Annotated in this window: 22 protein-coding genes; 12 read left to right on the forward strand and 10 right to left on the reverse strand. The window is 42.3% G+C overall.

The window, feature by feature from the left end; all coding sequences use genetic code 11:
* The first annotated feature begins 448 nt into the window (after positions 1–448).
* Complete coding sequence (locus AAEZ00_RS07300) at positions 449–2,020, forward strand: YjjI family glycine radical enzyme (RefSeq protein WP_351088488.1); 1,572 nt, start codon at positions 449–451, stop codon at positions 2,018–2,020.
* On the forward strand, positions 2,013–2,933 hold the full coding sequence (locus AAEZ00_RS07305) for a YjjW family glycine radical enzyme activase (RefSeq protein WP_351088489.1): 921 nt from the start codon (positions 2,013–2,015) through the stop codon (positions 2,931–2,933). The genes AAEZ00_RS07300 and AAEZ00_RS07305 overlap by 8 nt, the downstream gene beginning before the upstream one ends.
* A gap of 53 nt (positions 2,934–2,986) precedes the next feature.
* On the opposite strand, the gene AAEZ00_RS07310 is transcribed toward AAEZ00_RS07305, so the two are convergent.
* The 5 genes from AAEZ00_RS07310 to AAEZ00_RS07330 form a co-directional block, all read right to left on the reverse strand.
* Positions 2,987–3,907: a LysR family transcriptional regulator gene (locus tag AAEZ00_RS07310; RefSeq protein WP_124011448.1), complete on the reverse strand. Its 921-nt coding sequence runs from the start codon at positions 3,905–3,907 to the stop codon at positions 2,987–2,989.
* Between the two features lie 286 nt (positions 3,908–4,193).
* Complete coding sequence (gene nrfD, locus AAEZ00_RS07315) at positions 4,194–5,135, reverse strand: NrfD/PsrC family molybdoenzyme membrane anchor subunit (RefSeq protein ID WP_101031583.1); 942 nt, start codon at positions 5,133–5,135, stop codon at positions 4,194–4,196.
* Positions 5,132–5,704 (reverse strand): 4Fe-4S dicluster domain-containing protein, encoded by a 573-nt coding sequence (locus AAEZ00_RS07320; RefSeq protein WP_124011449.1) that lies wholly within the window; start codon positions 5,702–5,704, stop codon positions 5,132–5,134. Before AAEZ00_RS07320 ends, nrfD begins: the two co-directional genes overlap by 4 nt.
* A 28-nt stretch (positions 5,705–5,732) precedes the next feature.
* Positions 5,733–8,015, reverse strand: a complete 2,283-nt coding sequence (gene phsA / locus AAEZ00_RS07325) for a thiosulfate reductase PhsA (RefSeq protein ID WP_335687749.1) — start codon at positions 8,013–8,015, stop codon at positions 5,733–5,735.
* Between the two features lie 250 nt (positions 8,016–8,265).
* On the reverse strand, positions 8,266–10,122 hold the full coding sequence (locus AAEZ00_RS07330; RefSeq protein WP_124011451.1) for a sensor histidine kinase: 1,857 nt from the start codon (positions 10,120–10,122) through the stop codon (positions 8,266–8,268).
* 178 nt (positions 10,123–10,300) lie between these two features.
* Here AAEZ00_RS07330 and AAEZ00_RS07335 point away from each other — a divergent pair, with 178 nt between their 5' ends.
* The 5 genes from AAEZ00_RS07335 (at position 10,301) to AAEZ00_RS07355 (ending at position 14,324) form a co-directional block, all read left to right on the forward strand.
* Positions 10,301–10,897: a response regulator transcription factor gene (locus AAEZ00_RS07335; protein WP_101031591.1), complete on the forward strand. Its 597-nt coding sequence runs from the start codon at positions 10,301–10,303 to the stop codon at positions 10,895–10,897.
* Positions 10,898–11,568: 671 nt separating this feature from the next.
* Entirely contained in the window at positions 11,569–12,210 is a 642-nt protein-coding gene (locus tag AAEZ00_RS07340) for a peroxiredoxin (protein WP_124011452.1), read from the forward strand.
* A 57-nt stretch (positions 12,211–12,267) separates the two neighbouring features.
* Positions 12,268–13,137, forward strand: a complete 870-nt coding sequence (locus tag AAEZ00_RS07345; RefSeq protein ID WP_351077688.1) for an MBL fold metallo-hydrolase — start codon at positions 12,268–12,270, stop codon at positions 13,135–13,137.
* A 17-nt stretch (positions 13,138–13,154) separates the two neighbouring features.
* Positions 13,155–13,904, forward strand: coding sequence for a sulfite exporter TauE/SafE family protein (locus tag AAEZ00_RS07350; protein ID WP_206191805.1), 750 nt, complete (start codon positions 13,155–13,157; stop codon positions 13,902–13,904).
* Between the two features lie 15 nt (positions 13,905–13,919).
* On the forward strand, positions 13,920–14,324 hold the full coding sequence (locus tag AAEZ00_RS07355; RefSeq protein ID WP_124011454.1) for a rhodanese-like domain-containing protein: 405 nt from the start codon (positions 13,920–13,922) through the stop codon (positions 14,322–14,324).
* Positions 14,325–14,405: 81 nt separating this feature from the next.
* Here the strand turns inward: AAEZ00_RS07355 and AAEZ00_RS07360 are convergent, their stop codons facing one another.
* Both AAEZ00_RS07360 and AAEZ00_RS07365 read right to left on the reverse strand, forming a co-directional pair.
* Positions 14,406–15,275 carry an MBL fold metallo-hydrolase gene (locus AAEZ00_RS07360; RefSeq protein WP_101031599.1) on the reverse strand — a complete coding sequence of 290 codons (870 nt, stop codon included), beginning with the start codon at positions 15,273–15,275 and terminating at the stop codon, positions 14,406–14,408.
* Between the two features lie 267 nt (positions 15,276–15,542).
* Positions 15,543–16,193 (reverse strand): Tll0287-like domain-containing protein, encoded by a 651-nt coding sequence (locus AAEZ00_RS07365; protein WP_124011456.1) that lies wholly within the window; start codon positions 16,191–16,193, stop codon positions 15,543–15,545.
* A gap of 293 nt (positions 16,194–16,486) precedes the next feature.
* On the opposite strand from AAEZ00_RS07365, the gene AAEZ00_RS07370 reads away from it, so the two are divergent.
* A complete protein-coding gene (locus AAEZ00_RS07370) occupies positions 16,487–17,809 on the forward strand; it encodes a sigma-54 interaction domain-containing protein (RefSeq protein WP_351088490.1) in 1,323 nt (440 codons plus the stop codon).
* 26 nt (positions 17,810–17,835) lie between these two features.
* On the opposite strand, the gene AAEZ00_RS07375 is transcribed toward AAEZ00_RS07370, so the two are convergent.
* The 3 genes from AAEZ00_RS07375 to AAEZ00_RS07385 form a co-directional block, all read right to left on the reverse strand.
* On the reverse strand, positions 17,836–18,384 hold the full coding sequence (locus tag AAEZ00_RS07375; RefSeq protein WP_124011457.1) for a NifB/NifX family molybdenum-iron cluster-binding protein: 549 nt from the start codon (positions 18,382–18,384) through the stop codon (positions 17,836–17,838).
* 405 nt (positions 18,385–18,789) lie between these two features.
* Positions 18,790–20,046, reverse strand: a complete 1,257-nt coding sequence (locus tag AAEZ00_RS07380; protein WP_124011458.1) for a Y-family DNA polymerase — start codon at positions 20,044–20,046, stop codon at positions 18,790–18,792.
* Between the two features lie 11 nt (positions 20,047–20,057).
* Positions 20,058–20,465: a LexA family protein gene (locus AAEZ00_RS07385; protein ID WP_101031607.1), complete on the reverse strand. Its 408-nt coding sequence runs from the start codon at positions 20,463–20,465 to the stop codon at positions 20,058–20,060.
* A 309-nt stretch (positions 20,466–20,774) separates the two neighbouring features.
* On the opposite strand from AAEZ00_RS07385, the gene AAEZ00_RS07390 reads away from it, so the two are divergent.
* The 4 genes from AAEZ00_RS07390 to AAEZ00_RS07405 are packed head-to-tail and all read left to right on the forward strand — an operon-like array spanning position 20,775 to position 24,235.
* On the forward strand, positions 20,775–21,887 hold the full coding sequence (locus AAEZ00_RS07390; RefSeq protein ID WP_124011459.1) for an MlaE family ABC transporter permease: 1,113 nt from the start codon (positions 20,775–20,777) through the stop codon (positions 21,885–21,887).
* The gene (locus tag AAEZ00_RS07395) at positions 21,887–22,654 is read left to right on the forward strand and encodes an ABC transporter ATP-binding protein (RefSeq protein WP_233768528.1); all 768 of its coding nucleotides are present in this window, start codon (positions 21,887–21,889) and stop codon (positions 22,652–22,654) included. The genes AAEZ00_RS07390 and AAEZ00_RS07395 overlap by 1 nt, the downstream gene beginning before the upstream one ends.
* A complete protein-coding gene (locus AAEZ00_RS07400; protein ID WP_124011460.1) occupies positions 22,651–23,634 on the forward strand; it encodes an MlaD family protein in 984 nt (327 codons plus the stop codon). The genes AAEZ00_RS07395 and AAEZ00_RS07400 overlap by 4 nt, the downstream gene beginning before the upstream one ends.
* 4 nt (positions 23,635–23,638) lie before the next feature.
* Complete coding sequence (locus AAEZ00_RS07405) at positions 23,639–24,235, forward strand: PqiC family protein (protein ID WP_124011461.1); 597 nt, start codon at positions 23,639–23,641, stop codon at positions 24,233–24,235.
* Positions 24,236–24,245 lie beyond the last annotated feature (10 nt).

A 24,245-nucleotide genomic window follows, 5' to 3' on the forward strand; every position in this document is an offset into this window, starting at 1 on the left:
GCCGATACACTCGGTGATACAATTAATGATAACTTTCAGAAATTAAAACCTGCAGTTTGAATTCACTTGAGTATATATGTAAAATATATGAATAACTACTGATTTAGATATGAACTAATAAGTAACGAATATGAAAGATTATGAATACCAATATTTAACATGACCTAAAGCATTCTGGCTCTGTTGATGAGATTTTAATTCCATTGACGATGAACAATATAATAGTCGACACCTATAGGGCTTACCTTGCATTAATATATTCACCCAAAAATAAAGCATTCTAGAATTTAGCTTGTGATCTTCATCATCGGATTTCGATTCTATCAATAGCCGCTTCGGCTATTTTCACTGTTGAAAACCTCCGCCACTGAGTAGATTGGTGGTTATCAACAATGGTTACCAGCATTGGTCTTAATATCATTGCTCATAAAAATAGTGGAATTTCATCATGGCATTACAAGATAATATTGTTCAAATAGTCAGCCACCCTCAACTTTCTCCTAAGCAAAAATCGAATTATTTGGCATTAGAAGCTGAAAACAGCCTGCCTTATGTGGCGGTATCTGAGCAGGTTAATAATGCGATGACGGACGGCATTATCTGCGATATGTTTGAAGGCCATGCGCCGTTTAAGCCGCGTTATGTGTTACCCGATTATGCTAAATACCTTCAGCAAGGCTCCGAGTATTTGGAATTAGCGCCAGCTGAAGATTTTGATGACGCCTTAAATGCATTAACCATTCTTTATCACCATGTGCCGTCGGTGACCAATATTCCGGTGTACTTAGGCCAATTGGATGGGTTATTAATGCCTTTTACCCTAGGGCTTGATAATGATGCAATCTATCGCAAACTAAAACGCTTTTGGATTTTACTTGATAGAACCTTACCCGATGCGTTTATGCATGTGAATATAGGTCCGACCGATAATATTATTTGTCGGACCATATTGCGAATTGATGCCGAGTTACAGCAAATTGCACCTAATTTAACCTTTATGTACGACCCCGCCGTCACCCCAGATGATTTATTACTGCTCGCCACCACCAATATTTGTCAGTGCAGTAAACCTCACATTGCTAATTACCCATTACATGCCGAAACGTTCGATGAGCGGGGTTTTGGGATTGTCAGTTGCTATAACGCTTTACCATTAGCTGGCGGCGCCAATACCTTAGTACGACTTAACCTTAAGCAAGTTGCCATCAAAGCCACCAGCATTGCTGATTTTTTTGAGCAAACGTTAACTCATTATTGTCAGCTCACGTATGAGCTTATTGAAGCGCGTTCGGCCTTTTTACATCAACAATCACATTTTTTTGATAGTTTTTTAGTTAAAGAACAGCTCATTGATGAGTCACGGTTTGCACCAATGTTTGGGATTTATGGTATGGCTGAAGCGGTCAATATTTTACAAGCCTTGCCCACGCGTGGTTTAGCCGACGTAGGATCCACAAACAGTGTTAATCAATCCGGTAACGGTTATGGACACGAGCTTGAAGCAAATGAACTCGGACTGAGGATCTCTGCCGCATTAGATAAAATTGTCAAATCGACGCCGGTGACCTATGGCTACAAAGGCCGAGCATTATTACATTCTCAAAGCGGTATTAGTCTGGATAAAGGCGTAACCCCAGGGGTTCGTATTCCCTATGGTACAGAGCCCGATCCCATTAGCCATATTCAAGCATTAGCGAAACATCATCAGTATTATACCGCTGGGATTAGCGATATTCTCACCATAGATGAAACTGTAAAATCTAATCCTCAAGCTATGTTCCAACTCTGTAAAGGCGCTCTTAGCTCAGGTTTTAGAGAGTTTACCGCCAATGTTGCTAATAATGATTTAGTCCGCGTGACTGGCTATATGGTAAAACGTTCAGACATTGAGACGTTTAAGCAATGTGGCTCGCGTACCAACACCACGGGCTTAGCCGCCGAGGCTGCTACCAATACAGGGATATTACAGCGCCAAGCTCGGGTGATTGCTCACGAACAGTCGCCTCTTGTTTATGAGTAAACACGCCATTGTAAGCCAAATATTGCCGTTTTCATGTGTCGATGGGCCTGGCAGTAGATTGGTAATTTTCCTGCAAGGCTGCAATTATCAATGCAAAAACTGCCATAATCCTCACACGATAAGCTTGTGTGATGCTTGTGGCGATTGTGTTGAACATTGCCCTGAGCAAGCACTGACACTCATGGCGTCACAAGACGCTCTTTCATATGACATAGCGTTGCAAGGTGCTGTGGTAAAGGAGAAGTCGCATATAGTGTGGAACAGCTCGCTGTGCAGTCAATGTGATACATGTCTTGCGGTATGCCCTAAACAGTCAACGCCCAAAACGTCCAATTATACCATTGAGCAAATGCTTGAGGTCATTAGCAGTCAACGGCATTTTATTGATGGTATTACGGTCAGCGGCGGTGAAGCCAGCCTGCAATTACCTTTTGTCATTGAGCTGTTTAAGGCGATTAAGTCATCTGAGCACTTATCACATCTTAATTGCATGATCGACACCAATGGCAGTTTACCTCCAACGGGTTGGCATAAGTTGCTGCCTTTTTTAGATGGCGCTATGGTTGATTTAAAAGCATGGCAACAAGATACCCACCATTACATCACCGGCCGTGATAATCATCCGGTATTTAAATCCATTGAGTTACTTGCTCAGCATCATAAGCTTTATGAAGTGAGACTGTTACACATTCCTGGGATCACAGATTATGATGTGGAGATTAACGCCCTAGCGACATATTTACAGCAGCTACCCAGCGATACCCGAGTTAAGTTAAATGCGTTTCACCATCACGGTGTCGGACAAGTTGCTTCGACATGGCCGCAATGCACCCAAGCCGATATCGAAGCCTTAGCGTCTCAACTTACCCAGCGAGGCGTAAGCAATATCGCCTTGCCGGCCTTGTACATTTAATGTAACTGAGTACATTCAATTTAATTAATTTAACTAAGCGCATTTAATTCAGCTTAGCGACTGCACAGCAATATTTGCTCATACAACCAGCGGTGCGCAGGGTCGTTCATACTCTGGCGATGCCAAACAAGACTATAAGCCACTTTGCCGTAATCTATGGGTAATGTTTTAATGATCAATCCTTGGGCTTGTTTGGCCATTGACGCCCAGCGGCGCGAGCACGTAAATAGCAGTTCACTGTGATGGCACATTAGCGCTGCACTGCCAAAGTCTGCCACCGAAATGGGTACGGCGCGCTTTTTGGATTGCTGAGCCAGCAAAATATCAAAATACGGCGTGCTTAGGTCGGTATCTGTGATGCCGATGTGACTAAAATGCAAATAGTCATCGAGGCTGATGTCTTGCTGCAAAGCTAATGGGTGTGATGAATTCATTAAGCAAACCATCTCATCATTTATCAAGGTTTCCCATTTTAAGTCTTCGTCTATATTAGTCGGTTGACTTAGATCATGGGGTAAAATGATAAAATCTAACGATCCCTTTAGTAGCCCGTCAAAACCAATATTGTCTTTACTGTAAATATCTAAATGGATATTGGGCGCCAAATTGAGAATATGAGCGCTTATTTTGGCGGCCAGCAGTTCAAAGGTGCTTTCTCGCATGGCGAGTGAAAATCGCCCCTGATAATCGGCAGGACTAAACACATCTTGGCTCATGATATGGTTTATATCATTGATCATTTGCTGCACGCTTGGGCCTAACCTTCGCGCTAAGGGGGTGGCGATAAGTGAGTTGCCATGTCGATAGAATAATTCATCATTCAGGCTTTCTCTTAACTGACTCAAGGTTTTACTGACCGACGATGGGCTTAAGCATAACCGTTCTGCACTGGCGGTTACACTGAGGGTATCAAGCATCACATGTAAAGTGATTAAATGTTTCATGCTGATACGGGAAAGTTTAGCCAAATCCATTAGCGTATTGCCCCTGATAAGTGGTGCATTTGTTTGCAAAATATAAACGTAAATTAGCCTGCAGTATAGGCTACACAACCACAATCAAGACCCGCTTCACATTGCTAACTGATATGGTTTACATTTCATCCAGAAGACGGGTTAGATCTTCAGCAACAGCCGAACGTTTCAGTCATAGCGGTTGAAATAAGCGTTTTTGTATTACCCATAAAAAACTTCCTCTCAGACAAGTCCGAGAGGAAGTTAAATGAAGCACACTTTCTACACGTTAAGCTAGCGTATTTCTCTAACTAATATAGCTTTGACCAGCATAGACAATGAAGTGACGAAGGGCTAACACCCCGGTCAAACTACAACATGCCACGGTCAACATTAAGGCTTTACTGTGGCGAGCGCTCGAAGGTAATAGCATTGCCAATAATGGAATAGCGAAGCCAATTCCAACCACCCCAATCCAAAACACGCTTGCCCAAATACCGGTATTTAACGATGCTAACGCAGTAGCGGCTGAACCGCCAGTGAAATAGAGTGCGCTAAACAGCATCACTAGAAACATCATTTCAGCAATGATAACCGGTAACTCAATGCGGTGCATTTTGGCAACTTCAGGGCTATGGGTATCGGTGTTAAACATCAATAACGCCACCACAAGGTTAGCAGCTGCTCCTGCTGATAATCCCGACACTAAAAATAGTGCAGGTAATACCGCAGTGTTGAGCATTGGATAAGCATTCATCGCCGAGATTAAAAAGCCAGTATATGCGCCAACCCCAATAGCAAGGATGAATAGCAAGACTTCAATAATCTTACGGAACGGCATTAGCAAATCGGCAATGCCGGATAAGAAACCCAGCTTCCACTTAGGTAAATCATCCTTAAGCACGATTAGCGCATAGGCGATACCCAGTGGTGAATATGCCAATAACGCTGCAACACCTATTGCCATAACAGACTGGAAGTTATAATTAACTAATATCAGCCAGAAATGAAACGGTTTAGTTAAATCAAACACCAAGCAAGCTAAACCTAAACTGATTGCCACCGGTCCAATTAGCGCTGCAGCTTTTAATATTGGACTTTCAGTTTGCTTATCACGGCTGTACCAACGCATACCAATACCAATGAGTACGCTACCTGCTGATAAACCGGCCATAAATAAGTAGACTGCGATAACCCAGTTCCATGTCACCGGATCATATTGCGCCATATCGCCCCATGTATTATTCATGACTCAATCCCTCCTCGTTTAGTTGGAATACGATACACACGAGGCTTAGTGCCTAAGTGAGTTTTTTCTTGATAGGTTATTTTAGTATTAAGTAATAGTGCAACCTCACTTTGACTATCGTTAGCATCACCAAAATACAACGCATCTGTTGGACATGCTGTGACGCAGGCGGGTTGCTCACCTCTGGCTAGGCGAGTGTCTTTACAGAAGTTACACTTGTCTGCAGCCTTGGTGATTGGATTGATAAAGCGGACTTTATAGGGACATGCCGCCACGCAATACTGACAACCGACGCACTTATCATTATGAATTGACACTAATCCATTTTCATCAATATAAGCCGCTCCTGTTGGGCAAACACTGACACACGGTGCATTTTCACATTGCTGGCAGGACACGCGATTATATTTAAAATGTAGATGAGGAGCTTCACCAAAAGGCCCTTCCACCCTAACCTGCAAGCGTGTGACACCCTCGGGTACGTTGTTTTCACTTCGACAAGCTATATTACAAGCTTGGCAGCCGATGCATTTGTTTTCATCATGCACCATGACATATCGTTTATTCATAGGAGATTCCAAATCTATTATTTACCGGCTAAATTTTTACCAACTTGACACCAGTGGTATGTAAATTCATGCCACAAATGGGCGCAATGACATTCGGAAGCAGATTGCCACAATGGATACCTTTTCCTGTTGCCCTTACCAGCTCTTTGTTTTTAGAGCCAAAGCCCATGTATGCAAATACCGTGTCTTGGCGAATGCCCGGAGTCACTAAAGCGGTTCCTTCTTCACTGCCAACACTGCTGATTAATTGAATGGCATCGCCACTGTGGATATTTAATCGTCCAGCGGTTAATGGATGGATCCAAACTGCGTTGTTAGACATAAGGTTGGCCAGCATTGGCACATTATGTGTTGCGCCGTTGGTATGTACGGCAACCTTACCTTGGATAAAATAAAACTCGTCAGCTTGCTTTAGTTGCACATTTCGATGCTTAATCACGCCTCGGCCAGGTGCCATGTCTTCTATTTTTTGCGATGTTAATTCAATTTTTCCACTGGGGGTTTTGAACTTCATTGCCGTTGCATAGCTGCCATCTTCATCAACACTTCTCGCGTTTGGAAAAGCCTTAACGAACGCTGCAATCATCTCAGGTTCACGCAGCATCAATGGCTTACCATAACTGACATAACCCATTTTTTTGATGTTTTCCAATAAGCTATGGTCACGATTAAGCTGCATTAATTGCAACGTTTGCATATTTTCCCAAGGATAAAATTTATCAAGTCCCAAAGACTGGCCTAACTCTTTGAATATTTGCCAGCTTGGGCGTGTATTCCCAATAGTTTCAACAACACGTTGGCGCACATAATAAGCAGGATTTTTGCCTGATTTATCTTGTATTTCTTCATCTCGTTCAAGGTAGGTTGACTCAGGCAAAATATAGTCTGCATAGGCTGCGGTTTCGCTGATATAAAGATCGCACGACACCACTAAATCTAACGCTTTAAGCGTTTGCTCTACTTTGGCCCTGTCTGTAAGAGTCTGCATAGGGTTAGTGCGGCTCATCACCCATGCTTTTAGTTGATAGGGTTTTGCTTCTAACGTTGCATCCAATATGGTTTGATAAATCCCCCCTGAAGACCACATCATTGCGTATTGCTTTTCAACCTGGTCAATACGAATTGCTGAAGATTTAGGCATACCTTCAACACCTGGTGTAGCTAACACTGGGGCGATATTTTCACCGGCAAATTTATTGTAGCCGGGTGCTTTTTTACCCATGTACAAACCACCTTTACGTTCAATGTTGCCAATTAATATATTGGCAGCATATAACGCACGGCGCATATCGAATTCTTCAGGGGTAAAAGTAGCGCGATGACCAAAGTCGACAACCGCATGTGGCGCATGGCTAGCATATTCGTGAGCGATACGGCGAATGGCACTAGCAGAAACATCTGAAATAGTTTCGGCCCACTCTGGCGTGTATTGCTCGACCTCTGCAGCGAACTCATCAAAACCCACTACAAACTTTTCGATAAAATCACGGTCGTATAAGTTGTCATAAATTAAAACATGACATAGCGCCAGAGCAACTGACACATCAGTACCAGGACGTATCGCATGCCATTCATCTGCTTTGTCGGCCACAATGGAAAAACGTGGTTCGAATACGACTAATTTAGCGCCTTTATCCATTTGCGCTTGCATCATTCCTCTGGTTTCAGACATATTGATGCCTTCATAAAGGTTATGACCAAAGTTAATAATGTATTTAGAATTACTCAAATCGCGCTTCATTTTGGTGCCAAATATCGCCTTAGCGGCCACCACATAACTTCCTGGACAGGTTGAAGCATGGGTAAATGTGTTTGGCGAACCGAATGCTTCAGCCAGATGAAATATATGACCAGAAAGCGAACCAGACTTAGATGAGAACGCAATGGTTTCTGCACCATATTGTTGTTTAATTTGGTTCATTTTGGTTGCAATTTCTTTATAAGCATCAGCCCAAGAAATCTCAATCCATTCACCCGCGCCACGTTCACCAACACGCTTCAATGGATTAACAATCCGCTGTGGATCGTAAAGTAAACTATGACCTGCGCCACCTCTGGCACAGACCTTGCCGCCAAATGATTTGGCTTCTTTATTGCCGGTAATAAAGACATTTTTCCCATCAACTATGCGCGCTTTTATAGGGCACCGAGTGGAACACATCTCACAAATACTGGCCACTTCAGAGGAAACACCTTTGAGAGGTTGTTTTTCTAATGCTGCCAGTGAACCAGGAAGAATACTTGCTAGCGCACAAGATGCACCACTGACCCCAGCTCCCTTCAAAAAATGACGCCGATTTAACTCAATCATGATTGCCTCTTAACCTTCGACGAGGTGCGAAGTTATTACGGTTAACGTATGATTAATGGAACTTATCAAAACTTATAAACTAATAAGCACCATCGCTAAACAGATTGTTAACCGACCAATAACTTAAGGATATTGTGGTAAACCACATCGAAGATAATCATTTGATTGATATCACGGTTTCAGCGCGCAATTAAAGAGATAGCAACATATTACGAGAGTATATAAAAGCGGAAGACGAATTCTTAATAGGCTAATTAGCAGAGTTATTTAACGGTATATCGATTAATACCCGACAACCCATTTGCCAAGCTGAATCTGGATCATCTTTACATTTGGATAAATTTATTTTGCCACCAAACTGCATAATGACATCATTGCAAATGGCGAGACCTAAGCCTAAACCGTTTTCTTTAGTGGAGAAAAAGCTCGTTTTAAAATCATCTGCAGAGCAGCTCAAACCAATACCGTTATCATAAATTTTCAATTTCAATCTATGGTCAACAATATATGAATCAATCCTAATCCGGTTAGGGATTTTTGCTGAGAAACCTCTTTCTGACATGGCATCAACAGCATTTTTTAACACATTAATTAATACTTGGCAGAAGCCCACCTTATCGCCGGTTAATTTGATGTCAGTACTAGTGAGTTGAGTGTTGAGTTTAATATTATGAATTTTAAACTCATGCTCGAGTAACTCTAGGCATATCATTAATTGTTCGTGTACATAAAACTCGGTCGCTTCAGCGTTCTTTCGTTGCAACAAGCCTCTTATTCTATGGACTATTTCACCGGCACGAATCGACTGTTGGTGTATTTTATCGAGCAACTGATACTGTTTAGAATCTTCCCCAGTATTATTGGCCTGCTCAATCATACCTCCTTCACTATATTGTGTTATCGCAGCAATAGGTTGGTTAAGCTCGTGGGCTAAGCCCGCACCTATCTCGCCCAAAATGGCTGCACTTTGTAAACGCTCTAATTGCAATGCTTTGTTTTTTAATTGTCGTTCACTGCTTAATAAATTTTCACTCTTTTGTCTAAACCTATATTCCAGCCATAAGTGATAAATTGTTGCGATAACAAATAAACCTAATAAACCAAAGCCCCACTTTTGATTCAGTTTAATCCATTGCCAAACTTGTAAATAAACCGGCATTTTATTGGACTCTATATCAAGTTCTTTAAATAACTTCACCACTTGAAATTGGCTAATGGGTGCTGCCCAACCTCGATTTTGACCCACAATTGAAGCTTGATGAGTCGCACTGACTGAAAGCAATGCGCGAGTAATATCGGTTCTCACTTTTAATGGCACAGCATCTGACGAGGCAAACGACCAATTAGGATATAGATGCGTACTCACTGCACATTCATAACCTTCTGGTGTGACATCATTGATGACTCTATAATCGGCAGCATTAATGTAGCCATCTCTAACCATCTGCTCTAAAGTACAGAATGGGGTAATGGCAATATCCGCGGTGCCATCACGGACTTGGTAAATTAACGGCTCTAATGGAAAACCGAGAAAAGTCACTTTACCGAAAAAGTTATTTGTCGAATAAGCCTTGGAATTAATTAACCCTATTGCGGCTTGATAACCGCCTAATGCACTAGGGTCACTGGCCACCACGGAATGCCCAGACAAATCTTCAAGAGTCTTATATGGACTTTCACTGCGAACAATAATGGTCGCCCCAATCGCAAAAGTACTGCCATTATGCTGATTGCTTTTCATTGTGGCTAACCACGAAATAGGAAAATCACTACTCATATTAAAGTAATGCCCAGGATTGGTGACGACAAATTGCACCTGACCATTAAGTAACTGATCATTCATATGATTAAAATCTAAGGGCACCACTTCAAAACTGGCGTTTTTTACTCTTTTGGTTAAATAGGTCATTAATGGCTGCCAGCGTTGTATGCTTTTAGCCACACCATAGTTGGCTAATACCGCAACACGGTAATGGACCTGAACAGGATCTTCATTTGCAGCTTGCTGTTGAGCGACTGGCGCAATTTTGGCAGACAGTGCAAACGTTGCTGTTGAATGAACCAACAGAAAAACCAATATAAACCATAATAACAGTCCAAAACGCATCAGTAAGCTTCACCTAAATCAATGTCAATACAGCACAATAAAGGCTAGTTTAATGCAGTTATAGAAACAAAAAAGTTGCGTGTCGCACAAAAAACTCATCTACAATTTGCTCAATCTATAACAAGGATTACACTGTATTTATAATCAATTAACTTATGCTTAAATAACTTATAGCCAAATGCCGAATTTAAACAATATTTTTATGGTTGATGATGACCTCGCGATCCTTGATTCAATGCAATTTATGCTTTTGCAATACGGTTTCAACTTACAAATATACCCATCAGCTAATCAATTCCTTGCCAATAGTGATATATCTCAGCCAGGCTGTCTTATTGTTGACAGTAAAATGCCGGAAATCACCGGCCAAGAATTGCAACAAACACTCGTCAAAGGTAAAAGTCCGTTAGGGATTATTTTTCTGACCGGCCATGGTGATCTGCCGATGGCGGTTCAGGCATTTAGACAAGGTGCCTGTGATTTTTTTCAAAAACCGGTAAAAGGAATAGAGCTTGTTAGTGCAATAGAGAAAGCATTAGCTACTAGCAAATACACATTTGAAGCAATGCAATTAAGGCAACGTTACAGCACCCTAACCGAAAGAGAAAATCAGGTGCTACATCTATTAATTGATGGAAAAACCAATAAGAAAATGGCAGATATTCTGTTTGTATCGTTGCGAACCATAGAGGTTCACCGTTCAAAAATAATTAAAAAGCTCCAGGTACGTAATGCAGCTGAGTTAGCCAAATTCAGTCCCTTACTTGTTGACTAGCAAATTTCATTGATTATTTAGTGGTTACTTAACTGGATATTTAAGCTGCACTACTAAAGGTTATTTGTTCTACGTGAATAATCGATAACGCAACACAAGCAAACCAACAGCGCTATTAAATCAAGTTTTTGGATAATATGAGATAACGTTACAAACGTCCTTGTATAACCCTGTCGACTTAATTAAATTATATTCAATAGCATCAGCAATACTTTCTCTCTTTCGCTGATGCTATCTTTAATTCATAAAATGCGATGTTAAGTTACACCAGATGATGTTCTGAGTCGTTTGCACGCTGCCCTAACCTTGTTCTGGCTCTCTTTAGTGAAGATATTCGCGCATACGCCTTGTTTGTTCATGCCTCAATTCACCACTAATAGCATTTGTAGCAATACTCTTCGACCCACAGCGACAATTAACACAGTCAGTTTTGTCGCTTATGTCATATTTGACACAATAAAATGACAATTTATGATTTCCTTAATAAAACTATGACGTTAAAATTAAATATAAAAACATTAAACTGTTTATAATCATAAGCTTAATAAGTATTGTTATTTTTATTTTAATCTGACTGATGTTGGCCCAGCTATTGCTATTACTAAGTATGTTCGCAATCTACTTTATAGATTAGATTTGGATTAACTTAACCACTTTTTTGGAGTAATAACATGACTGATTCTATTGTTTCTTTTCCACAATTAAACCGACCCGCTCCGGCATTTAATACCAAGACCACACATGGCATGCGTTCACTCACTGACTATAAAGGCAAGTGGCTAGTATTGTTCTCTCATCCGGCTGATTTTACGCCTGTTTGTACTACAGAGTTTATCGGTTTTGCCCAACGTGCAGAAGAATTTGCCCAGCTTAATACCGAATTATTAGGTTTATCCATCGACAGTATTCATTCACACATCGCTTGGGTACGGAATATTGAAGAAAACTTCGGTGTTGAAATTACCTTCCCTATTATTTCCGACTTATCAATGGAAGTGGCTAAAGCCTACGGCATGATCCAACCCGGTGCGAGTGATACCGCGGCCGTCCGCGCGACCTTCATTATTGATCCTGAGGGTATTTTACGTGCCATGGTGTATTACCCAATGAGTAATGGCCGCTCTATCGATGAATTTGTTCGATTAGTCAAAGCATTGCAAACCAGTGACGCCAATGGCGTTGCCACCCCAGAAAACTGGCAGCCTGGTGATGACGTGATAGTCCCCCCACCAGCCACCACAGCAGAAGCCAAGGCCCGTTTAAGCCAAGGGTTTAAATACACAGATTGGTACTTTAGTAAAAAGTCGCTTTAAGCCTTTACCAGCACAGGGGCGCGAGTCCTTGTGCATCATTTATATAGGAGGTTTGTGATGAATTCGACGTTTAGTGTGCATGAGTTTTTAGATGAAGACAGTGAAACATTTACTTATGTCGTAGCCGATAATGCGACCTCATATGCAGTGATTATTGACCCTGTTTTAGATTTTGATTATAAATCGGGCCGCACTGATACCCGCAGTGTGCAACGTGTTTTACATTGGATTAACCGCCAGAAATTGACGGTTAAATGGATATTGGAAACCCACGCCCATGCAGACCATTTATCTGCCGCCAGTTTTCTGCGTGACAAAATAGCGGGCCAAATTGGTATTGGTGAACACATCACTCAAGTACAAGACACCTTTAAAACGATTTTTAATCTAGAGCCAGGTTTTTTGCCTAATGGCAACCAATTTGACCGGTTATTTAAACATAATGACCGCCTAAAAGTGGGTGATATGACGATTCGCATTATGCACACACCGGGCCATACACCAGCCGATCTAGCATATATCGTTAATGAGCAAGCGGCTTTTGTTGGCGACACTATTTTTATGCCTGATGTGGGTACCGCCAGATGCGATTTCCCTGGTGGTGATGCCAATACCTTATACGATTCAATTCAGACATTATTCAGCCTTCCTGAAACCACCGATATTTATGTGTGTCATGACTACCCGACCGAGGGCCGTGACCACCAATTTAAAACCCAAGTAAGCCTACAAAAAAAACACAATATCCATGTTAACGACAGCATGAAAAAAGCAGATTTTGTGGCACTTCGTCAACAACGAGACGCGACATTAACCATGCCAAGGCTGATATTGCCAGCGATTCAAGTCAACATTCGCGCAGGGCAACTACCAGCGGCTGAAGACAACGGCACTGTGTATTTAAAAATACCCATTAATATCCTTTAAGCCTAAGAGTAATCAAGATGATACAAGCAATCATTGGCGCATTATTAATTGGTTTCGTGTTAAGTGTTTTAGGCTCTGGAGGCTCAATTCTTACGGTTCCGGTGTTGCTATACCTTATTGGTATGCAAGCCGAGTTAGCCATTGCTTCATCATTATGCATCGTAGGAGCGATAAGTTTAATCAGTAGTATTGGTTTTATTAAGCAAAAAAAGGTCTCTTGGCCTCATGTATTTTTATTTGGTTTACCCGGCATGGCGGGTACTTATTTAGGTGCATGGACCAGCACCTTTGTCACCAGCGACATACAGCTAATGGTGTTTGTCATGCTAATGCTCATTGGCGCCGTCATGATGTGGCGTAATCAATCTAGCAGGTGTAAAGCGGGTGAACTAAATATCATTAAAATCCTCTCACAAGGTTTAGCTGTCGGTGTCGTGACCGGATTTGTTGGCGTTGGCGGTGGATTTTTAATTGTCCCAGCACTGGTTTTGCTCGGTGGTATTGAAATGTGGCTGGCAATAGGCACCAGCTTGGTGATTATTGCCATGAATTCACTGGTGGGCTTTGTTAAATATTACAGCTTGCTGTCAAACAAAGGACTTGAATTTGATTGGTCGGTTATCGCCATCATGATTGCCGGCGGGCTTGTCGGCAGTATTGCAGGTCAATGGATAAGCCAATATTTACCCAAAGCCATTTTACAAAAAATATTTGCCGTCTTTTTAGTCATGATGGCGCTATTTATGTTATCAAAATCTATCATTTAATATCACGAGGTACACATGAAAACAGCTCAAGAATACATAAGTGAAATCAAAGCGAATATTAGGGAAGTGAGTACTCATGAATTACATACCGCGATGAGTAAACCAGATGTGGTGATCATTGATGTTCGTGAGCATGAAGAGTTTCTGACAGGTCACATAGAAGGTGCAATAAATTTTCCTCGTGGCGTATTAGAGATGAAAATTCATGAACATCCTTTGGTGAGTCATCACTGTGAATGGGTATTAGCATTAACTGAGTTAGCTCAAAAAGACATATACCTTATTTGCCGTACGGGTGGTCGTTCAGCACTTGCCGCAGCATCATTACAGAATATGGGCTTTACCAAACCATTGTCTGTCGCTGGTGGCATGATGCAATGGCAACAAGATGAATTTCCGTTAGTGCCTCATAAGGTATAAATGCATCCAACATAAACCAGCATGTTGTGGTTTATTGCTCATTAATCATGACTGATTGCTGATTTCTAATGGCTAATCGATTTATGACAACTGGTTAAGCGGTATTTTAAGGTAAGCGTTACCCTTACGGTCTGCTGGTGGCATGTTACCTGCTCGAATATTAATTTGGATTGCCGCTAACAATAGATGCGGTATATCAGAATCAATGTGGCGTTGTTGATGTCGCTGAACAAACTCAGCGAGGGTCACTTTACCGCCGACAACGCAGTTATACCTTTTCTGCGCAATCACTGATGTTTCAAATATATTATCTTGGCGTTTGTATCCAAGGGGATCATGCCCTATAAACACCCGAGTACAATTAGGTAACGCTAATATATTGTTAATTGAATGATACAAGGTGGTCGTGCTGCTATTGGGGAAATCAGTATTCACAGTACCCCATTCTGGCGTAGATAATGTGTCACCGACAAATATCACATCTTCAATGAGATAGCTCACACAAGCAGGTGTATGTCCGGGTGTATGCATAATGTGAATAGTTAAATGACCCAATTTAATGAGTTCTTTATCGGTAAACAGTTGATCAAACTGCTCGCCATTGCACTGAAAGCTCTCATCGAGATTTAGCAATCTTTTAACGGTGTGCTGGACTTGAGTAATGTGCTCACCAATCCCCGTTGTTCCCCCGCGTTTGGTCTTGATATAACACGCCGCAGACATATGATCGCAATGTGCATGAGTTTCTAAAATCCATTCAATTTCAAATCCATGCTTATCGATATGATCAATGATGTTATCGGCAAAACATGTACTTATAGTACCAGAGGCCATATCGAAGTCTAAAACGGGATCAATAATCGCACTTTGACGAGTAGCAAGATCGGTCACCACATAGGTAATAGCATGACTAGTATGATGATAAAAAGGATCAATACGGATTTTACTCATAACAATTAACTCCCAACAAAATACCCAATGCATTTGTTAGATAAAGTCTCAGATCAATATTAGCAATAATGGTTAACATCATTTTGTAAATGACTGATAAGGAATCGTAAAGGCAGGATAATGTTAACGTAAACCACCACCATAAACAGCCCATGGGTCGCTGTGCTGTTTGCTTTAGCACCTAGCAGCGAAGCGTCCTAGGCTCTTGCTATAAGCCGCGCAGCGTCCTCGCTTCTAGGTCTTTCGCTTATATTACTTCAGCTTTGATTACGGCTTTGTTGTTGCTGTAACCGATGCGGCTTGATTATTGATAACCTTTTGTAATGAAAACGCACCGCGAATATCACCGAGGGCAAAGTTAACTGCTTTATCATTAGGATAGGTTTTGTTAATCAAAGTACTCAGCTCAGGATTAATATTACTACCATGACAACCTAAGCATAATTGTTGCGCTGGTATCGCCTTCATATAACGAAACTGTGTTTTGCCATCTTTGACGATAAACTCACTCGCCACAATGGGTTTATCAGCAGCTTGCTGTCCTGAAGCATTAACACGTTCAAATTGCTGTAATTGTGTTAACTCCCAAGCATCGGGCGTATTGGCTGGATTACGCACTCGCAAACTGGTCCGGGTAAGTGTCCAGCCCTCTTTTGAGTTTTCTGCTGCAATTGCAGGTGCTACCGCTTGGCACACCGACACTGCGTTGGTTAATCCACCTTGCTTAATGGCTGTCTTTAAATGACCTTTCAGTGCTTGGCTAAATTCGGCAATTCGTTGATTGGCCTGTTGTTCAAGCACTTGCTGCTCGGTTAATGATTCAGCTTGTCCTACCGTCGAGACGCTCATAAGCATGATTAAGCCGGCCATTTGGCTAGCCTTAATCAATGATTGTGTGTGTTTGTGTGTTAAGCGCATTATTGTTATTCCTCTATTTAAAATCGTTTAATCTCAATGAGTTTTAGGGTTATAAAAAACCTATGACCGAGTCCAATCACAAAACATATAGCAAGATCAATACAAAGCTTGTGCCATATTACACCGACAAATTTAAAATATATAAAATCAGCCACTTAAAATTCATTGATATTTGCGAGAGGCACATGCTAGGTTATGAACTGACAAATATGGCATTGTAGTGACAAATATTGCGCTAATAATGTCACTTTAGAGATTAACTGATTAATGTGTACAGTAAGCGAGAGTGATAAATGAGTAACACCACTGTTGTGCAATCAATGATAAACGCGATTGATAAACCGGCAATATTTATTACGCCAGATTATGTTATACATGCGGTTAATCAAGCCTATTTAGAAACGTATGATACACAAGTCATATTAGGCCAAAGTAAATGCCATCAGATATCTCATCACAGTAATGAGCCTTGTGATAAACACGGTGAAGAGTGTCCTTTGCAACAATGCCAGAGTACCGCAAGGGCTGCCAATGCCGTGCATATTCATAGCACTGCACACGGTAAGTCATATTGCGATATTTTAATGAAACCCATTAAAGATAACAGTGGCAAGGTATTGGGATATCTGGAGGTTTTAGATGCCATTGATTATGCATCAACAGAGTCTAAAAAAGGCACCATGGTCGGTCAATCTGCGCCGTTTAAGCAAATGCTCAACAGAATTAACCGAGCATCTCAATCCAGTATTGCGGTGCTATTGCAAGGTGAAACCGGTGCAGGTAAAGAACTCGTCGCTAAAGCGGTGCATCAAGCCAGTAGCCGCAATGATAAACCTTTTGTGGTTATTGAATGTACCGGCCTGAGTGAAAACCTGTTCGAAAGTGAGTTATTTGGTTACGAGAAAGGAGCCTTTACCGGGGCAACCACCAGTAAAAAAGGTCTGATTGAGATAGCCCACGGCGGCACGGTATTCTTTGATGAGATTGGCGATGTACCGATGAACATGCAAGTTAAACTGCTGAGGTTGCTAGAAACCCAATGTTATCGCGCCGTGGGTGGATTAAAACAAAAACGTTCCGACTTTCGATTAGTCAGCGCCAGCCATAAGAATTTACTCGATTTGGTTGAAAAAGGTGAATTTAGACGCGATCTGTATTACCGCATTGCCGGATTTCCCATTTACTTACCCTCGTTGCGTGAGCGCCTTGATGATATTCCAGGACTCGTAAATCATTTTATAAAGTACTCTGAATACAAACATAAAAGGTTTTCGGCTAACGCATTAAATCTGCTCAGTCATTATGCATATCCAGGTAATATTCGCGAACTGAAAAATATTATTGAACAATCGGCACTGATTGCCAACGAAGATATTATCCACAGCAGTGATTTACCTGAAAGCGTTCAACCTAACCACACATCGACAGATAACAAAAATACACTAAAAACGGCAACGGAACTCATGTCACTCGATGACGTGGAGTACGCATATCTTTCTCAGGTCTGTCAGCAATTTCAAGGATCTCCAGCAGAATTAGCCATTAAGCTTAATATTAGTGTGCGGACCTTATATCGTAAATTACAGCGCTATGAGCTAAAGCTAACAGCGCTGTAATGACGTAATATCAACCATAGTTACCATTAATGTTGATGTATTAGTGAATGCTTTTTATTGCAACACGTTTTCATTGTTGCGGTTGCTGTGCCCATTTCTGATCCGCAGCAACGTTTCTTTGTCGCCATTTCTGATCCACTGCAATGACCATCGTGACTGCCCGCTTCTCCGTCAGCATGATTATGATCACAACAACCACCATTCGCTTGTTTAGCAATATGCTTAGATGAAGGGCGTCCCTGACTTGCCTCGGTATACTCCTCACAGTCAGCTAAATTAGCACCGGCAAGATCGTCTATTGCTGTACGACCATTTTTAGCATGAAAAACACTCAGTTGCCGACTTAATAATTTAGCTAATAGTTGTTGGCCAATGTTACGTACGATCACGCGATTAGCGCCATGTGCCAGTATCAAACTGACTAATTGTTGTTTACCCTCACATCCATCTGTTAGTGCAGGATTGGCAAAACGCCCTTTCACTTGACCTTGATCGTCAATAAAGAGCACCTCATCAGCTTTGCTAAAATGGCTGGAAATATGTTCGTCTTTCATTGGTATGGCGGTAATCATCATTTCTCCTCATGTGCATTTTGCATTAACAACGCTTTACCATTAGTTAAGTCGTCCATTAATTTAAAACACACAGATTTAAGTAACTTCAACTCGGGTTAAGAGGTGGGATAAATAGGCTTAACATAGCTTTTGGCTGCCCCATTAATAGTTAACTGAATTTTAGCGCTTGGTATAACCAAACTACAGTTAATAGCATATGCTATATATACGCTTATTTATGGCATATGCCAGCTTTAATTTAGGGTTTGTGATCTGTTGCACTATTTATATCGACATCAATTATCTAAACATCTGACTGACAATCATTAGTGCCCTTGACCTTATTGCGATAAAAATAGCGGGGCGATTATTCGCTCTGTAGTGGCATTAATCATGAAAAACGAATAAAAAAACCAATAAAACCCCTTAGCATTTTATCTTTGGCAAGCATTTCCATTGGGTCGAATATTGAGGTGTTAGTAAATCACGGCGCATGGCCCACTTTTGCTCTATCCCTTGTGCGGCCAGAAACACAGTGTCGCGACCGTAGCGTTGGTTGATGCCATCTAGCGTGTGCATTAGCGCATGGGTGACCTTAGCGGTATTAAATAAATCAAATTGAAAATGCTTCTCGCTGGCTAAATCAACTAGGCCCACGCCTATTTTGTAATAGCGTACTCCTTGACGAAATAGCCTTGGAGCAGCGTGGGTCATAGCTTTGGTGAGCTCAACGCTGCAATGGGTTGGGCATGGAAAATGTACGATGACTTTATAACTTACTGGCTGTTCGTCATGGGGGGAATTACTCGCAAACAGCAACATGGTTTTACAATGGGAGTCTTGCTGACGCGCTTTGAGCGCCGCAATACCAACATGCTTACTTAACGCTTGTAATAATGACTCATAATCGGTGATGCGCTCGCCCACACTGCGGGTGGAGAAAATTTGCTTTTTATCAGCCCTCGCCTCATCCCATTGTTTACACACTTGGCCGTTAAGCTCGCGCACCGTACGCTCTATTTCAATACTAAACTGCTTTCTCGCAAGACTGGGCGGCATAGAGGCGAGATCAAATGCGCTGCGAATATTGATTAACGCAAGCTTGTTACTCATCTTCCTGCCAATTCCCCATACTTCTGCAACCGCCAACTGTTTTAAAATGTCGGTACGTTGCTGCATAGTCTCGATAACGCACACACCTTGGTATCCCTGGATTTTTTTAGCGGCGTGATTAGCAATTTTAGCCAAGGTCAAGGTTTCGGCTATGCCAACACAAACAGGTAGGCGCGCTTCTTTCCAAACCGCGCGGCGGATTAACTGACCTTGGGTATGCAGGCATTTGATCGCGGGATAACAATGCTTAAAAGACAGAAAGCTTTCATCAATCGAATACACATGCTGCTCTGGGGCAAAACGGCCTATTATTGCCATCATCTTTGCCGATAAATCGGCATACAATTCATAATTAGATGAGCAAACGATGACATTGCGCTGGGCGCATAAGGCTTTAACTTGAAAATAAGGTAAAAACTTTTGAATGCCAGCCTCTTTTGCATGTCGATTAGCGGCCACAATACAGCCATCATTATTGCTGAGCACAATCATCGGTCTACCACGCCAATCAGGACGAAACACCTGTTCAGCACTGCAATAAAAAGCATTGGCATCGACTAAGGCAAACATTTTACCTACTCTTATTTGCTTACAAGCAGTGGGCTTTGACGATGACAACGAATTGAGCGGGTCACCACGCCTTCAATACTAAAATCATCATAGTCGCAGATGGTCACTGGTAAATATTGCTCATTCGATGACACTAGCATTCGCCGTGGCATGTCGAGAATTTTACACACAAATTCACCATTAAAATTAGCCACAATCACATCGCCGCTTTTCGCGGTTTCATGGCGATCGACAATCAATAAATCGCCATCGAAGATCCCCACTCCTTGCATCGACTCGCCCTGGGCTAAGCCAAGAAAAGTCGAACTGGGATGCTGGATTAATATCTCATCAAGACTTAAGCCTAATTGAAGGTATTCGGCTGCAGGGCTTTCAAAGCCAGTAATACCGGCACTCGCTGCAATAGGAATAATGCGCATATGACAACCTCGCACACTTATAACGTGTACTGTATAAAAACACAGTACATCTTACCGCTAAATTTAGTTGGTGCAAGTTTATTTATTTTTTCTTGCGCCATGCCCTGTGCTTTTCAAGCATTGGAGTGGTTTTTATTGAACTTTAGACGCCGCTACACGGCAACCTTATCTGTTGTTTATGAAAGAATATGTTCAAGGTCAAAATATAATCAGAGTGATTGGTCTACACTGATCATCAGTACAAGAATTAACCTAGTTCGTGTATAGCGTAACCAATAGCATTATTTTTCCCTTTGCTCGGGGTCTAGTATGACACTCGCTACATTCCACATTGATATGCAAGATGATAACTGTTCACTGCATCTTACGGGTGATTGGCAATTGGGCCAAGCGCCACTGGGCGCGGATATTTGCGCTACGCTACCCTCTGTTTGTCATTCCGTCACATTAATCACCACAGAGTTGTCGCACTGGGACTCAAGTCTCGCCATTGCCTTATTACAATTGTCACGTTGGTGTGAACAACAACAAATCGCCTTAAATGTAAAAGACACCCCACAAGGATTACAGCAATTACTACAACTTGCTACCGACGTTCCTGTTTATCAAGCAACCAATGATGCTGCCATTGGCGGATTATTAGCAGCCTTACGTAGCTGGCTTATTGTGCAAGGTTTACAAGTACACGACGGATTAGTGTTTGTTGGCGAGAGTTCACTGGCATTGGGTCGTTGGTTCAGAGGCAAAGCCAGTACTCGTCGCAGTGATATCGTGTTTTTTATAGAACAAGCGGGACCTAAAGGACTGGCTATTGTCACCTTAATTAGCCTGCTTGTGGGAATGATATTGGCCTATTTAGGCTCGGTACAGCTGCGGCAATTAGGGGCTCAGGTGTATGTTGCAAATTTAGTGGCTATCGGGATGGTGCGTGAAATGGGCGCGCTCATGACAGGCGTTATAATGGCTGGCAGAACAGGGGCTGCTTATGCTGCGCAATTAGGCACAATGCAGGTCAATGAAGAAATTGATGCTCTGCGCGTAATGGGCATTTCGACCATGGAATTCCTGGTTTTACCTCGATTATTGGCATTGATTTTTATTATGCCACTGATGTGTATTTATTCAGATGTGATCGGCATGATCGGCGGTGCGATTGTTGCCAATGGCATGGGCGTAAGTTACACCCAATATATTTTGCAAACCCAGATTGCGATCGATTGGGTAGACATTTCCACCGGTTTGATAAAAAGCCTCATTTTTGGCTTTCTGATTGCTATAGCGGGTTGTCAGGCAGGCCTTCTTTGCGGTCGAGATTCTAATGCCGTTGGTTTAGCCACCACCAACGCTGTGGTTAAGGCGATTGTCTTTCTTGTGGTCTCTGACGCCGCGCTTAATATTTTGTTCGATAAATTAGGGATCTAATGATGCTTGATGATGCCTTTATCAGTGTTCGCAATCTTTGTGTCGGTTATGGCACTACCGAAGTGCAACGACAGTTAACCTTCGACATTCACAAGAATGATATCTTTTTTGTCATTGGCGGAAGTGGTTGCGGCAAAACGACCTTGCTTAAATCAATGGTAGGACTGTTAACTCCGCTCAAGGGCGAAGTACGCTATCAAGGTAAAAACTTTTATGACGCAGATGAACCGGCGCAAGTGGCTATGCTTAAAGACTGGGGCATTACCTTTCAAACTGGGGCGTTGTTTTCCAGTATGTCACTTGCTGAGAATGTCGCTTTACCGCTGCAACTGTATACCGACCTTTCGGAGCGGCAAATCGCTGAAGCCGTGGCCTATAAACTTGCATTAGTTGGCTTAGCCGGGTTCGAGAAATTTTATCCTGCCGAGTTAAGTGGCGGCATGCACAAACGCGCAGGGTTGGCGCGCGCGATTGCACTGGATCCACAATTGTTGTTTTTTGATGAACCCTCTGCAGGATTAGACCCCATTAGTTGTATGCGCTTAGATCATTTAATAGTGCAAATCTGCCAAGCACTCGATTCGACCGTGATTATCGTGTCGCACGAGCTGCCCAGTATATTGTCAATCGGCACCCGCTGTGTGTATCTGGATAATCAAACCAATACCATGCTCGACTGTGGCGATCCGAGAGAATTAAAACTTAACAGCAGCCAACCTCGGGTGCGACAATTTCTCAATCGTGCTGACAAAGTGGAGGCATCATGAGTAAAAGCCAGCGACTTCCTCTTGCGATTGGTGCCTTTATTCTGGGCGCTATTATCTTAGTGTTTATTGCACTGTTATTCTTTTCTGGAGGACGGATATTTGCCGAAAAAGCCCCCGTAGTGATGTTTTTCAACAACTCAATCCAAGGGCTTCAGGTGGGCGCCCCCGTGAAGTTAAAAGGGGTTGTGATCGGTGAAATAAGCGATATCAGTATCGATTTCCCCAATAACAATAGCCAAGGTATTACCGCCGCTGTTCATGCTAATTTGTTGTTGAAACGCATCAATCTAAAGGGTATTCAAGTGGGCGAAGAGTTTTTCTTCCACGCCATCGATAACGGTTTACGTGCCCAGTTGAATTATCAGAGTTTATTAACTGGGCTGCTCTATGTTGAGTTAGATTTTTATCCCAGTACTGTGCCTCAGTTTCATGGTGGAAACAACGCCATATTAGAGCTGCCAACCATAGAAACTGATTTCGAATCCTTGTCAAAAGATTTGCAATCTTTGAACCTTAAAAGCTTAGTCAATAATGTTGATAATTTGGCCCAACAACTCAGCGACATAGCTGCCAGCGGACAAATACAACAGGCACTGGAAAGCTTTGACAGTGCGGCTAACGCAGTCAAAAACACCGCTGTTCACATCGATACGACTCAGGCTACGTTAGGACAACATAGTGCTGAAGTTCTGGTCAAACTGGATAATCTACTTGTCCAATTGAACCAAGATGAACCTAAGGTTATTCAATCACTTGATCACAGTTTGACGGCATTACGCGAGACATTATTAAGCATTAATCAGCTCACATCCCAAGCGGGTAATTCACTTGCTCAAGATTCGCCGCTATTAATCAAGTTAGATAACACGCTAGAAGAAATTCACCGCGCCGCGCGATCACTACGCAGTTTGAGCGAAACCTTAGATGAACAGCCTGAGGCCATCATCCGCGGCAAAAAAACCATACCTTTAGGAGAATAACGTCATGAAATTTGGGTCGTGGTCAATTCATTGGGGAGCCTGCCTACTTGCGCTTAGTCTGCTTTTTGGCTGCCAAAGCTCACCCACGAAACAGTATTTTGTGCTCACGGCTATCCCCAGCCAAATTGAAGCGGGCAGTACACGCTTAGATCGTGATATTGGTATTGGGCCAGTCGAGATTGCTGAGTATCTTAACTTCACTCAGGTGGTGTACCAGCGGGAAGATGGCAGTTTGCAAAGATTCACCAATAGCTATTGGGCTGAACCACTAGACCAAGGCATTAGTCGGGTCATTCGTCTTAACCTTAGCCAAGGCGATCGCAGTCGTAACTTGATATTGTTTCCTTGGCGAGCAGATAACCGTCCTCAATACAGCATAAAAATTAAAATCATCAGTCTCAATCGTGATGGCGTCAACGCCAGAATGAATGCTAATTGGGAACTAATAGATATCCCATCAAACCGTCATATAGAACGACAACATTTTGCGGCGACGACTGAGGCAGGCTCAACAGCCGCTGAATTGGTTAACGCGTACAGCTATTTATTAGCTCAATTGGCTCAGGAAATTGATAAATCGCTGCAACGACTGCCTAATTAAGCGACCGCAT

Source organism: Shewanella sp. S1-49-MNA-CIBAN-0167 (assembly GCF_040310145.1).
In the GTDB taxonomy this organism is placed as follows: domain Bacteria; phylum Pseudomonadota; class Gammaproteobacteria; order Enterobacterales; family Shewanellaceae; genus Shewanella; species Shewanella psychromarinicola.